Source organism: Rhizobium sp. CB2179, assembly GCF_057653455.1.
Genome location: NZ_CM172781.1, coordinates 388,046 through 400,240, shown reverse-complemented (window position 1 = coordinate 400,240; position 12,195 = coordinate 388,046). Strand labels below are relative to the sequence as shown.

The 12,195-nt window shown below is 62.0% G+C and carries 10 protein-coding genes; 3 read left to right on the top strand and 7 right to left on the bottom strand.

Going from position 1 to position 12,195, the window contains the following annotated elements:
• Positions 1-25: 25 nt before the first annotated feature.
• Both AC244Q_RS02000 and AC244Q_RS01995 read right to left on the bottom strand, forming a co-directional pair.
• Complete coding sequence (locus tag AC244Q_RS02000) at positions 26-1,123, bottom strand: polyamine ABC transporter substrate-binding protein (RefSeq protein ID WP_062942504.1); 1,098 nt, start codon at positions 1,121-1,123, stop codon at positions 26-28.
• A gap of 126 nt (positions 1,124-1,249) precedes the next feature.
• On the bottom strand, positions 1,250-2,659 hold the full coding sequence (locus AC244Q_RS01995) for a helix-turn-helix domain-containing protein (RefSeq protein ID WP_113546489.1): 1,410 nt from the start codon (positions 2,657-2,659) through the stop codon (positions 1,250-1,252).
• A 190-nt stretch (positions 2,660-2,849) separates the two neighbouring features.
• On the opposite strand from AC244Q_RS01995, the gene aceA reads away from it, so the two are divergent.
• Positions 2,850-4,139 (top strand): isocitrate lyase, encoded by a 1,290-nt coding sequence (aceA, locus tag AC244Q_RS01990; RefSeq protein ID WP_128406376.1) that lies wholly within the window; start codon positions 2,850-2,852, stop codon positions 4,137-4,139.
• A gap of 21 nt (positions 4,140-4,160) precedes the next feature.
• Positions 4,161-4,397 (top strand): SMc00767 family acetate metabolism repressor, encoded by a 237-nt coding sequence (locus AC244Q_RS01985; protein WP_072639610.1) that lies wholly within the window; start codon positions 4,161-4,163, stop codon positions 4,395-4,397.
• A 20-nt stretch (positions 4,398-4,417) separates the two neighbouring features.
• On the opposite strand, the gene AC244Q_RS01980 is transcribed toward AC244Q_RS01985, so the two are convergent.
• The gene (locus tag AC244Q_RS01980; RefSeq protein ID WP_113546491.1) at positions 4,418-5,287 is read right to left on the bottom strand and encodes a LysR family transcriptional regulator; all 870 of its coding nucleotides are present in this window, start codon (positions 5,285-5,287) and stop codon (positions 4,418-4,420) included.
• A 90-nt stretch (positions 5,288-5,377) separates the two neighbouring features.
• Here AC244Q_RS01980 and AC244Q_RS01975 point away from each other — a divergent pair, with 90 nt between their 5' ends.
• A complete protein-coding gene (locus AC244Q_RS01975) occupies positions 5,378-5,614 on the top strand; it encodes a hypothetical protein (protein ID WP_128406377.1) in 237 nt (78 codons plus the stop codon).
• On the opposite strand, the gene AC244Q_RS01970 is transcribed toward AC244Q_RS01975, so the two are convergent.
• The 4 genes from AC244Q_RS01970 to AC244Q_RS01955 all read right to left on the bottom strand — a co-directional run bounded on the left by AC244Q_RS01970 (position 5,587) and on the right by AC244Q_RS01955 (position 12,117).
• A complete protein-coding gene (locus AC244Q_RS01970) occupies positions 5,587-7,434 on the bottom strand; it encodes a methyl-accepting chemotaxis protein (protein WP_128406378.1) in 1,848 nt (615 codons plus the stop codon). The two genes, AC244Q_RS01975 and AC244Q_RS01970, sit on opposite strands and share 28 nt — an antisense overlap.
• A 229-nt stretch (positions 7,435-7,663) precedes the next feature.
• Entirely contained in the window at positions 7,664-10,195 is a 2,532-nt protein-coding gene (locus AC244Q_RS01965) for a methyl-accepting chemotaxis protein (protein ID WP_113546493.1), read from the bottom strand.
• A 313-nt stretch (positions 10,196-10,508) separates the two neighbouring features.
• Positions 10,509-10,652, bottom strand: a complete 144-nt coding sequence (locus AC244Q_RS01960) for a hypothetical protein (RefSeq protein WP_012756101.1) — start codon at positions 10,650-10,652, stop codon at positions 10,509-10,511.
• Positions 10,653-10,896: 244 nt separating this feature from the next.
• Positions 10,897-12,117, bottom strand: a complete 1,221-nt coding sequence (locus AC244Q_RS01955) for a BaiN/RdsA family NAD(P)/FAD-dependent oxidoreductase (RefSeq protein ID WP_128406379.1) — start codon at positions 12,115-12,117, stop codon at positions 10,897-10,899.
• Between the last annotated feature and the right edge of the window lie 78 nt (positions 12,118-12,195).

Genomic DNA, 12,195 nt, shown 5'->3' with positions numbered 1-12,195 from the left:
CGTTTCCGTCCGGGCCACGATCAGATCATTGGCCGGTGACCACGGTGGTCCATAGCCGCGTCACGAGCCGCTGCGCCTTCGGATCGAGCGGCGGAACGGTGAAGAGTTTCGCCATGACTTCGGGCGTTGGGTAGATCGCCGTGTCGTCGAGGACTTCCTTGTCGAGGAACTGCTGCGACGCCTTGTTGCCGTTGGCATAGAAGACGACGTTGGATGCCTTGGCGACGACTTCGGGCTTCATCATGTAGTTGATGAATTCATGGGCTTCGGCGACATGCGGCGCATCCTTCGGAATGCCGAAGACGTCAAAGAAGATCTGGGCGCCCTGCGACGGGACCGAATAATCGACCTTCACGCCGGCATTGGCTTCCTTAGCACGGTCACGGGCCTGGAACATATCGCCGGAATAACCGAGCGCGATGCAGATATCGCCGTTCGCCAGCGCGCTGATATATTCGGACGAATGGAACTTGCGGACGAAGGGACGAACGGCCGTGAGGACCGCCTGCGCCTTCTTGAGGTCGGCAGCGTCGGTACTGTTCGGATTGAGCCCGAGATAGGCGAGCACCGAGGGCACCACGTCGGTGGGGGAATCCAGCATGTAGATGCCGCAATCCTTGAGCTTTGCTGCTTTCGCCGGGTCGAACAGCGCGTCCCAATTGGGCTTTTCGTCGGTTCCGAGGGCAGCCTTGACCTTGTCGACATTGTAGCCGATGCCCGTCGTGCCCCACATGTAGTCGACGCTGTATTCGTTACCGGGGTCGAAGGACGCCACGCCCTTCATGATGACGTCCCACATGTTGACCAGGTTCGGCAGCTTCGACTTGTCGAGCTTCTGGTAGACGCCGGCGGCGATCTGGCGCTTCATGAAGGATACCGTGGGGACGACCACGTCGTACCCCGAACCACCAGCCAAGAGCTTGGTTTCCAGCGTCTCGTTGGAATCAAAAGTGTCGTAGACGACCTTGATGCCGGTTTCCTTGGTGAAATCCTCGAGGATGGAACTGTCGATATAATCCGACCAGTTGTAGACGTTGACCACGCGCTCCTGCGCAAGGGCCGGCGCGGCAGCAAGGAGTGCGGTAACGGCGGCGGCCGTCACGCATAGGATGGTTGACCTCATGACTTCTCCTGTTTGTTCAAAGATTCCGCACCCCCGGACATCTTTTCCCTCTGGTTTTCCATGCAGACTAGGAAGGAATTTCACAGCCCACAAGCGCAAAATCCTGCGCCCTCAATGATTTCACAATCACTGGAAATCGAAGGCGCTGAGGCCTGCCACCATCTCGTCGAGCCCAAGCGGTCTCGTCACCGGCGGCTCGGCCCGGGAAAGGCAGCCGCGCCGCTCGCAAAGGCGACAGGCCGGACCGACCGCGACCGGCTCGAGCGCCATCGCCTGCCCATAGACCACGCCCTCGCCAAGGGCAGCGTCGCAGCCGATCAGGATCGCCGTGCGCCTGATCCTTTCGCCGAATTCGACGCTCGGTCCCTCCAGGGTGCGGGCGACCGTCAGGAAGGATGCCCCGTCAGGCATGACGACCGTTTCGGCGAGGATCTGGCCCGGCTGCAGGAAGGCGGCATGGAGATTGAGCTTCGGACAGCTGCCGCCGAAACGGGCCTGCGGAAAACCCTGGGCGCCTGCCCTGCGCAGCCGGTGGCCGGCGGCATCGATCTCGATCAGGAAGAAGGGAATGGCGGCCGCTCCGGGGCGCTGCAGCATCGCAAGACGTGCAGCCGCCTGGCCGAAGGAGACACCGAAGCGTGCACGCAGAATATCGATATCGTAACGCGTCGCCTTCGCTGCCGAGAGAAAGGCCTCGTAGGGCATTGCAAGCGCCAGCGCGGCGATGCGGGCAAGCTCGAAGCGGGCGATGCGGCGCGCCTCGGCGGAGGAGAGCGAGAGATCGTCGAGCTCGGCATCGATTGCCGGCAGCAGGGCCAGAGTCGCGGCCTCGACTGATATCTCATGCGCCCGGTCGGCCTGCGACAGGCGCTCCGAGATGAAAAGCCGCATCGAATGGCGATCGAAACGGCGGCGCAGATCCGGCATGACATGGACGGGCAAGACACGCACCGCGATGCCGCGCTCGGAGCGCAGCCAATCTTTCAGTCCGGCGGCAAGATCGAGGCCGCCGGGAAGCGTTGCGGCAAAGGCTTCCGCCGCCGTCTCGATCCGCGCGAAATAGCCGGACCGGCGCTCCAGCATCTCGCGCACCTCGTCCAGCGGCAAGCGGCCGGCGGCGACCGGCGCATGCCCTTCGGCGACCATCAGCGCCGTCAGATCGGAGAGCCTCGCCGCCTGCTCGCGATAGGCGCGGTAGAGCTTGATCATGCCGCTTGCGGCATTGGGTGCGGCCTCGGCCACCTCCACCAGTTCCTGGTCACCCGGCAGCTCGCCCGATAGCAGCGGATCTGCAAAGACCTCCTTGAGTTGACCGAGACTGCCGCCGGTCTGTCCGCGCAACTCCTCAAGATCGACCCTGTAGACGCTTGCAAGCTTGAGAAGCAGCTGCACCGTCAGCGGCCGCTGGTTGCGCTCGATCAGGTTCAGGTAGGACGGCGATATTTCCAGCGCCTCGGCCATGGCGGTCTGGGTCAGCGCCAGCGCATTGCGGATGCGCCTGACTTTCGGGCCTGCGAATATCTTTCGTTCCGCCATGTCACACCCTTTGACAGGCAAGGAGCGCCATATTTACAAAATTTTACAAATTCACAGCGCCGCTCTGTCAATCCTCGTCATCTTAACCTCTTTCCGAGCAAGAAATCAAAGGTTTTTCTGGTCATATCGGCTCATATTGTCAATCTTGTCACGCAGCCACCCAGTGGCGGAGTTTAGCCAGGAGAGCAGCATGACGGATTTTTACAAGCTTGTCCCAAACGCTTCGGTTGATCGTTTCGACGGCATCGAAAGACCCTACTCCGCCGATGACGTACAGCGGCTCAGGGGCTCGGTGGCGCTCAGCCACACGCTGGCCGAAATGGGCGCGGACCGGTTGTGGCGGCTTCTGCATCAGGACGATTTCGTCAATGCGCTCGGCGCACTTTCCGGCAACCAGGCCATGCAGATGGTGCGCGCCGGGTTGAAGGCGATCTATCTCTCCGGCTGGCAGGTGGCGGCCGACGCCAATACGGCATCGGCGATGTATCCCGACCAGTCTCTCTATCCGGCCAATGCCGGTCCGGAACTGGCCAAACGCATCAACCGCACGCTGCAGCGCGCCGACCAGATCGAGACCGCGGAAGCCCAGGGACTTTCCGTCGAGACCTGGTTCGCGCCAATCGTTGCCGATGCCGAAGCAGGTTTCGGCGGACCGCTCAACGCCTTCGAAATCATGAAGGCCTATATCGAGGCGGGTGCCGCGGGCGTTCACTTCGAGGACCAACTCGCTTCGGAGAAGAAATGCGGCCATCTCGGCGGCAAAGTGCTGATCCCGACGGCCGCCCATATCCGCAATCTCGATGCCGCGCGGCTTGCCGCCGACGTCATGGGCGTTGCGACGCTCGTCATCGCCCGCACCGACGCGGAAGCGGCAAAGCTCTTGACGTCGGACATCGACGAACGCGACCAACCCTTCGTCGACTATGATGCCGGCCGTACGGTCGAAGGTTTCTATCAGGTGCGAAACGGCATCGAGCCCTGTATCGCGCGCGCCGTCGCCTATGCGCCGCATTGCGATCTCATCTGGTGCGAGACCTCGAAGCCGGACCTCGATCAGGCGCGCCGCTTTGCCGAAGGCGTGCACAAGGTCCATCCCGGCAAGCTGCTCGCCTATAATTGCTCACCTTCCTTCAACTGGAAGAAGAATCTCGACGAGGCGACGATCGCACGGTTCCAGCGCGAACTCGGAGCGATGGGCTACAAATTCCAGTTCATCACGCTCGCCGGCTTCCACCAGCTGAACTACGGCATGTACGAGCTGGCGCGCGGCTATCGGCAGCGGCAGATGTCGGCCTATTCCGAGCTGCAGCAGGCGGAATTCGCCACCGAAGTTAACGGCTATACCGCCACCAAACATCAGCGCGAGGTCGGCACCGGCTATTTCGACGCCGTGTCGCTCGCCATCACCGGCGGCCGGTCTTCGACCACGGCGATGCACGGCTCGACCGAACATGCCCAGTTCAAACCGGCTGCGGAATAACTCGAAGAGGAGGAGAAGATCATGGCATCCATCACACGCGTCAGGGAACGGGCCGAGGAGCAGGCGACAAGCATGAGCGAGGATCAGCAGACGACGATCCGCATGCTCGCCAATGACCTGCATCGGCTGAACCAATCGGTCATGAAAGCCGTCGAGGCCGGCGTCTCGGTCGAACTGGTGCGCTCGGCCCGTCATCACGGCGGCGACGGCAACTGGGGCGACCTGCTGATTCCGGTCGTCGTCACGAACCGGCATTGACGAAAGCCGGCCGCGGCGCTCTAGCCGCGGCTCGGTCGTTTTCCGGCGAAGAGATCGGCATAACTTTTGATGAGTTTGGTCATGCGGTCGGCGACGGTCCGGATCTCCGGGCGGTGGCGGTCCTCGGCATTCATGACGATCCATTGCCGGTGGCGCAATTCCGGCAACTCGCCACCCTGCCGCTGCAATTCGGGATGGAGATCGCCGACGAAACAGGGAAGCACGGTCTTGCCGGCGCCGGCGCGCACCAGATCCGGCAGCGAACGCGGCCGATTGACGGTGGCGACGATCCCTGTTGCGGCATGGGCGTGCGGCCAGCGCAGATAGGCCGATATCGCCTCTTCCTCGGCAACGGCAATCCAGCGCTCGTCGGTCTCGGCGGCGTTGCGTCTGATATAGACGGCATAGGCCACCTCCCCGAGCAGACGTGCGGCAAGATTGGCCTCCTCAGGCTCGAAGGCGCGAATACCGATATCGCTTTCACGATAGGCAAGGCTTGCCCGCGCCTCGCCAATGGTGAGCGAAATGGCGAAGGCATCGCCCGGCATGCGGATTGCGGCGAAATTCTCGGTCAGCAGCCAGGCGAGCCAGGTGCCGGCGGCGACCCTGACGGTCGTGCCGCCCTCGCCGGATTGCCGCCACGCCGCCACCTTGCGGGCGGCCGCCTCCATCTCCTGCAGGTGATCGAGCAGGGCCTGGCCATCCTGGGTCAGACGGTATCCGGTCTGGCTGCGCGAAAACAATGCGCGGCCGATTTCCTGCTCGAGATCGAGCATGCGTCGGCCGACGGTCGCAGGACTGAGCCCGCTTGCGGTGCTTGCCCCCGTTAGCCCGCCTAGCCGGGCCACCTGCAGGAAAAGCTGATAGGAATCCCAACTCGCGTTTTTCATCAATGAAAAACATAGCGGGATTTTTCCCGTTTATAAAGAGAAATTCGACGCCTAGATCAGGTGATGTCTTATACAGGAAAGGAGATCGTTATGATCGACATGCTCACCATCGCAGGCACCATCGGCTATCGGCACTATCCCAAGCGAAGCGGTTGCAAGGCGGAAGAGGACAGATTCTATGCCGAGTTCGGAAACAATAGTCTCATTGGCTTCGCCGCCTGGCTGACGTCGCTCGATCTCGACCTCAGAAGGCGCCGCAAGACCGCGGCGCAAGACCGCGGTGGCAGCGGCTGCGCGGTTCAGGCGACTCTTCTTGCTCCGAGATGAGCCGGTGCCGATTCTGCGACGATGCGGAAGCGCTCGATCAGCGCCATCAGCGTATCGGCTTCGCCGGCAAGCAGGCGGCTTGCCTGCGTCGTCTCGGCAACCATCGCCGCGTTCTTCTGGGTCATCTGATCCATGGCGTTGACCGAACCGTTGACCTCCTGCAGCGCGGCCGACTGATCGCGGCTGGCGGTGGCGATGGTTTCGACATGGCCGCTGATCGCGATGATCTCCTGGCTGATCGAGGCAAGGACACTGCCGGTCTTCTGGACCAGTTCGGACCCTGCCGTCACTTCGCGGCTCGATGTCTCGATGAGCGACTTGATCTCGCGCGCCGCATCGGCCGAGCGCTGGGCGAGTTCGCGGACTTCCTGGGCGACGACGGCAAAACCCTTGCCCGCCTCGCCGGCCCGCGCCGCCTCGATGCCGGCATTCAGCGCCAGAAGATTGGTCTGGAAGGCGATGTCGTCGATCACCTCGATGATCTGCTCGATGCGCTGCGAAGCCTGCTCGATGCGATCCATGGCGGCGACGGCATCGCCGACGACGGCGCCGGAATTGTCGGCCGTCTTCTTGGTCGCAGCCACGACATTGTTGGCTTCACGGGCACGCTCGGCGGATGAACGAACGGTCACGGTGATCTCTTCCACCGCGGCCGCAGTCTCCTCGAGGTTCGCCGCCTGCGCCTCGGTGCGTTTCGAAAGCTCGCCGGCAGAGGCGGAGACGGCGCCGCTGTTGCGCTGGATCGTCGCGGCGCTGTCACGGATACCGGACAGCGTATCCTGGAGCCGCAAGAGGGAAGCGTTGAAATCGACGCGCAGCTGCTCCAGCCGGCCGACGAAGGGCGTGCCGATCGTCTGTGAGACATCGCCCTGCGACAGGCGCCCGAGGCCGGCGGCAAGCTGGTTGACGGCAAAGTCGATCTGGCCGTCGAGCGAGCGCTTGTCGGCATCGTTCCTGGCCCGTTCGGCATCGCTCAATTCGCGCTGTTCGGCAGCCTGGGTTTCCAGGTCGCGCCTTGCGCGGGCACTGTCGCTGAAAAGCGCCAAGGCCCGGCCGATGTCGCCGAACTCGTTCTTCTTTTCGACACAGGGGATCGCCCCTTCGAGATCGCCCGCGGAAATCGAGTGCACGCTCGCTGTCAGCGCCTGCAAAGGCTTCACCGACAGGCGGATCGCATAAAAGGCGAGAACGCCGACGATGAGCATGACGATGGCGCCGACACCGAGAACCAGCATCTGCAGCTCATACATGCGCTGGTAATAGACCTCCATCGGAATGCCGATGAAGAGAATGCCGACATTGGCGTTCGAGGCATTCTTGATGGGGAAATAACCGGTCATGAACTTGCGGCCGAAAAGCTCCGCCGGACCGTAATAAGCCTCACCCCTGGCGAGAACTGGCTGGGCCGGGTGTTCGGCTATCAGCTTGGTGCCGACGGCGCGGTCGCCGTTTTCCTTCTTGACGTTGGTGGATATGCGGACGTAGTCGCTGCCCTGTTTTTGGAAGATGGTCGCGACACCGGCGATCGATTGCGCCGTGCGGTCGACCAGCGAATGATCGGCAAGGGCCGGGATGGCGTCTTCGGTGACGGCGGAGAGCTGATTGTCCTTCAGTTCGATCTTTGCAGCCTGATCAGCCGCGCCGTAGAGGACAGCCATCGCACGGGCGGCGTCCTTCGCATCGGAGACGGCCCCGTCCATGACCTGATGGCTCAAATTGTAATAGGTCACGCCAACGATGGCGGCCGTGCTGATCGCCAGCAGAAACAGCGTGATCGCAACGATCTGGCGTACGATCGACGTAGAGAAAAGGCGCAGCATCGAGACCCCCGGGAGATAGACCAAGGTTAAATTAGACTAAAAGCGTTAAGGAAGATTCTCCGTAAATCAGGGTTGTCGGAGGTATTCATCGGTCTCGTTTCGGACGGACCATCTATGCGTGATGGCCGCGCCGCCGCTCGCAATCCGACCGGAGCGCGATTTCTGCGAAATAAAGAAAACGGCCCCGGAAAACTCCGGGGCCGTTCGCACGAAGGCGGTCGGTCGATGATCAGGCGGCGCGATAGACCGGCGCACCGGTGGCGTCGCCGTCGATCTTGAACTGCTGAATGAGCCGGCGCAGCGAACCGGCCTCGTCGGCTAGTTCGCGGCTGGCGGCAGTCGTCTCCTCCACCATGGCGGCGTTCTGCTGCGTCATCTGGTCCATCTGGTTGACCGTCGCGTTGACGCTCTGCAGCGCGTTGGACTGGTCGTGGCTGGCGCGAGCGATCATCTCGACATGCTGGCTGATCGTGACGATCTGGGCGCTGATCTTGGCGAGCACCGTGCCAGTCTCCTGCACGAATTGCGAGCCGGAATTGACCTCGTTGGTCGATTTGTTGATCAACCCCTTGATCTCCTGCGCCGCGGCTGCGGAGCGCTGGGCCAGTTCGCGGACTTCCATCGCGACCACCGCGAAGCCTTTACCGGCCTCACCGGCGCGCGCCGCCTCGATGCCGGCGTTGAGCGCCAGGAGGTTGGTCTGGAAGGCGATCTCGTCGATGACGCCGATGATCTGCTCGATCTGGCGCGAGGCACCTTCGATGCGGCTCATCGCGTCGATCGCATTGCTGACGACGACGGCGGAATCGTCGGCGCTGCGCTTGGCCTGGCGGACGATCTGGTCGGCATCCTTGGCCCGTTCGGCCGACGAGCGGACCGTGACGGTGATCTGATCGACGGCAGCCGCGGTCTCTTCGAGCGAGGCAGCCTGCTGTTCGGTGCGCTTGGAGAGATCCTCGGCCGACTGGGCCATCTGGTTGCCGTTGCCCTGGATCAATTCGACATTGTCGCGGATCTGGCTCATCGTCGCCTGCAGGCGCATCATCGAACCGTTGAAATCCTGGCGCAGCTGTTCGAGGCGGCCGATGAAAGGCGTTTCGATCGTCGTCGAGATATCGCCCTGCGACATGCGTTCGAGGCCGGCGGCGAGCGCGTTGACCGCGAATTCGATCTGACGATCCATCTCGCGCTTTTCGGCGTCGTTACGCAGGCGCTCATGTTCGGCAGCGGCGCGTTCCTCGTCGCTCTGCTCCTCGATGCGGATCTTCGAGATGGCGTTTTCCTTGAAGATGCCGAGCGCGCGGGCCATGTCGCCGATTTCGTCGTGGCGCTGCTCGCCGGAGATGCTGGTGTCCAGCGCCCCTTCGGCGATGCGGCGCATGGCGGCGGTGATATGGCTGATCGGGCGCTGCAGCGTCAGCACCAGGGCAATACCGCCGAGGATCGACAGCAGGATGCCGAGACCGGTGGTCATGACGGAAATGCTGTTTGCCTGAGTGCGCTCGGTGCCGGCCGTCTGCTTCTGCAGTTCGGCGAAGTCGGTCAGCTTTTTCCAGATCTGGTCGAGCTCCTGGCGGGCGGCGGCATAGGCCGTGACGCGCTCGCCGATCGTGTCGACGATCTTCGAGCCGCCGCCGGAGATGACGTCGAGCGCCGGCTGGATCGCGCCGGATATACCTTCGGCAAAGCCCATGCCCTTGGCGCTGGTGACCAGCACCTGCATGTCCTTGCCGAGCGTGCCGGCCTGCTGCTGCAGACGCACGAGATTTTCCTTGCTGGAGTCGGCGAGAAAGTCGGAAAGAACGATCTGCAGCGAATAGACGGAATTTTCGAGGCGCCTCGTATCCTGCAGGACCGAGTTGGCCTGGGCGATCCGGCCGTCGAGCGCCGCGAATTCCTGGGTCGCGTCACGCATCTTCTGCGTTGCGGTCAGCTGCGTATAGGTCGAGGTCTGGCGGAAGCGCGAAACAAGGCGGCCGAGTTCGGTGGCGGTCTCGTCGGTCGGATTGGGCGTCTGGACGATCGCCTTGATGCCGTCGATGGTCGCAGCCAGCGCCTCGATGACATTCTTCTGATTGCTCGGAACCGAGATGGCGATCAGACGCTGCGATTTGATGATCTCCGGCATCTGTTCGTTGATGAAGGCGATCTTGTCCTGCGGTGTCTGCGGCTTGCTGAAGCCGCTGGCGACGGTGCCGAGGAAATCGCCGCCCTTCAGCAGGCGGTCGGCCGTGCGAAGGGTGCTGGTGGCGGCGCTCTCGTCGCTCTGGACGGTGCTCTGCAACTGCTCGGCCTGGTAGGACACAGTGAAACGGGTGCTGATCACGCTTTTCTGGGCCGCGTCGATCTGCTCATGCAATGCCTGTTCCTGCTCGTGCAGGGCCCAGAGCTTGTCGACGACGCCCGAAATTTCCTTGGTGCGGCGCGATGCCTCCGCAAGGCTGTCACGGCCAGCGGCTTCGTCACCGACCTGGCTCAGCGTCTGGTCGAGCACGCCTTGCTGGATCTTCAGATCCGCGCTCAGTTTGTCGCGCGCCTCAGGGCTGGTGACGCGCAGGAAATCATCCATCGAACCATAGAGATCCTTGAAGCCGCTGAGCGACTGCAGCACACTGTTGGATATTTCCATACGGCCCTGCAGTAGTCCCGAAGCGTAGAGGCCGGTCAGGCCCACCGCCGAAATGGTGACGACGAAAGGCAGAACGAAGATCAGAACCTTGGTCTTGATCCTGAAGCGGGAAAGAATCTTGTCAATCAACATGGCGTTCCGGGCCTTTCATACACCACTCCTCCCGCAGGCGGCCACATGGCGCCAGCCGGGTGCACATCGAGCTGTTCTTATTTTACATTGGGGAACCCGGAGGCCAGGCGGCAGTCATTGCCAGTTCACGTCCAAACAACTTGGAGATGCCCAAATATTCGCGAGCAATTGTGTCAGATTAGATATTAATTTTCGGATAAGCAGTGACGGCGGGTTAAGCCAAGGCAGTGAAATAGTTGCAAAATTATGGGCCGCGTCGTCGCGGTGAGGTGATCACCATGCCGGAACGTTTGCTCCAGGCCTGCGGACGGGATCAGATGAAGTGCGAGAGCAGCAGCGCGAGGCTGGCGGCGGTGGCGCCGGCTGCAAGCATCAGATAGCGCAGGGCGACCATTCGAGCGTTGGGCTTTGCCTCGGCAATTGCGATGGCGCGGGCGCGTCGTGCGTTTCTGTTCATGGTCGAAACCTCACTTCTCTCTGACACAACAACAATCCAACAAAACGGCTTGCCGGTAAAGCTTAATTTAGGAACGACCTTACAAACCGCCAATTGAGACAGGATGGCGCACCTCTATTAAAAAGTCTTGAATCGGCATTTCTAAAGCACGTCGCGCTGAATCGGGACCATGCGACGCGCTTTAGGTCTTTGTTTTATGCATGTCGTTATCTCAAAACCGCTGCACACTTTTGGGCGACATGCATTAGACGCATTCGCCCGCGGCAAAACCGGAAGCCCAGGCCCACTGGAAATTATAGCCGCCGAGCCAGCCGGTGACGTCGACGCATTCGCCGATGAAATAAAGGCCGGGCACGGCTTTTGCTTCCATGCTGCGGGAATCGAGCGCTGCCGTGTCGATGCCGCCAAGCGTCACTTCGGCGGTGCGGTAGCCTTCCGAGCCGGACGGTTTGACCACCCAGTTCTGGACGCCGGCGGCAAGACGCAGCAGCGCCTTGTCGGGCAGGTCGGCCATGTTGCCGGAGATTTTCTCGCGCTCGACGAGAAATTGTGCCAGCCGCTTCGGCAGGATATCGCCGAGTGCCGTCTGCGGCGACTGACGGCCATTGAGCTGCTTTGCCGCCTTCAGATGGGCGGCAATGTCGATATCCGGTTCGATCGAGACCACGATCTCCTCGCCCTCGCGCCAATAGGAAGAGATCTGCAAGATGGCGGGGCCGCTCAGCCCGCGATGGGTAAAAAGCAGCGCTTCGCGGAAGCCGGTCCTGCCGTGGCGGATTTCGGCCGGGGCGGCAATGCCGGCGAGCGGCGCGATGCTTTCCAGCAGGACGGGATCGAGCGTCAGCGGCACGAGGCCGGGTCGGGTTTCGAGCACGGGCAAGCCGAATTGTTCGGCGAGGCGATAGGCAAAGCCGGTGGCACCCATCTTCGGGATCGATTTGCCGCCTGTGGCGACGATCAGCGACGATGCTTCACAGTGACCTTCGCTTGTCGCTACCCGGAAGCCGGATTCGGTCTTTTCGACGCCTGATATCTCGGTGCCGAGATGCAGCACCGCACCGGCCATGCGCATTTCAGCCAGCAGCATGCGGATGATGTCTTTGGCGCTGTCGTCGCAGAAAAGCTGGCCGAGCGTCTTCTCGTGCCAGGCAATGCCGTGGCTGTCGACCATGGCGATAAAATCGGCGGACGTGAAACGGGCGAGCGCCGACTTGCAGAAATGCGGGTTGGCGGACAGGAAATTCTTCGGTCCGGCATGGATATTGGTGAAATTGCAGCGTCCGCCGCCTGATATGCGGATCTTCTCGCCAGGCGCCCTGGCATGGTCGAGGATGACGACCGAGCGGCCGCGTTTTCCGGCGCGGATGGCGGCCATCATGCCCGCCGCTCCGGCGCCGATGACGATAACGTCGCTTTTGCGCTGCAAACCCGTTTCCCCGATCAAACCCGCGTCTTCTTTTTCCATCAAAGGGCGAAAGTCAACGTTTGCCACCCCTCGCCAATTGGCAAAGTCTGGTTATGATGGCACCACGATCAATACAAA

Excerpts from the sequence above, each read along its gene's own strand:
- AC244Q_RS01965 (WP_113546493.1), bottom strand. The coding sequence starts at position 10,195 with ATGTTGATTGACAAGATTCTTTCCCGCTTCAGGATCAAGACCAAGGTT.
- AC244Q_RS01955 (WP_128406379.1), bottom strand. The coding sequence starts at position 12,117 with ATGGAAAAAGAAGACGCGGGTTTGATCGGGGAAACGGGTTTGCAGCGC.
- AC244Q_RS01995 (WP_113546489.1), bottom strand. The coding sequence starts at position 2,659 with ATGGCGGAACGAAAGATATTCGCAGGCCCGAAAGTCAGGCGCATCCGC.
- AC244Q_RS01985 (WP_072639610.1), top strand. The coding sequence starts at position 4,161 with ATGGCATCCATCACACGCGTCAGGGAACGGGCCGAGGAGCAGGCGACA.
- aceA (WP_128406376.1), top strand. The coding sequence starts at position 2,850 with ATGACGGATTTTTACAAGCTTGTCCCAAACGCTTCGGTTGATCGTTTC.
- AC244Q_RS02000 (WP_062942504.1), bottom strand. The coding sequence starts at position 1,123 with ATGAGGTCAACCATCCTATGCGTGACGGCCGCCGCCGTTACCGCACTC.
- AC244Q_RS01980 (WP_113546491.1), bottom strand. The coding sequence starts at position 5,287 with ATGAAAAACGCGAGTTGGGATTCCTATCAGCTTTTCCTGCAGGTGGCC.
- AC244Q_RS01960 (WP_012756101.1), bottom strand. The coding sequence starts at position 10,652 with ATGAACAGAAACGCACGACGCGCCCGCGCCATCGCAATTGCCGAGGCA.
- AC244Q_RS01975 (WP_128406377.1), top strand. The coding sequence starts at position 5,378 with ATGATCGACATGCTCACCATCGCAGGCACCATCGGCTATCGGCACTAT.
- AC244Q_RS01970 (WP_128406378.1), bottom strand. The coding sequence starts at position 7,434 with ATGCTGCGCCTTTTCTCTACGTCGATCGTACGCCAGATCGTTGCGATC.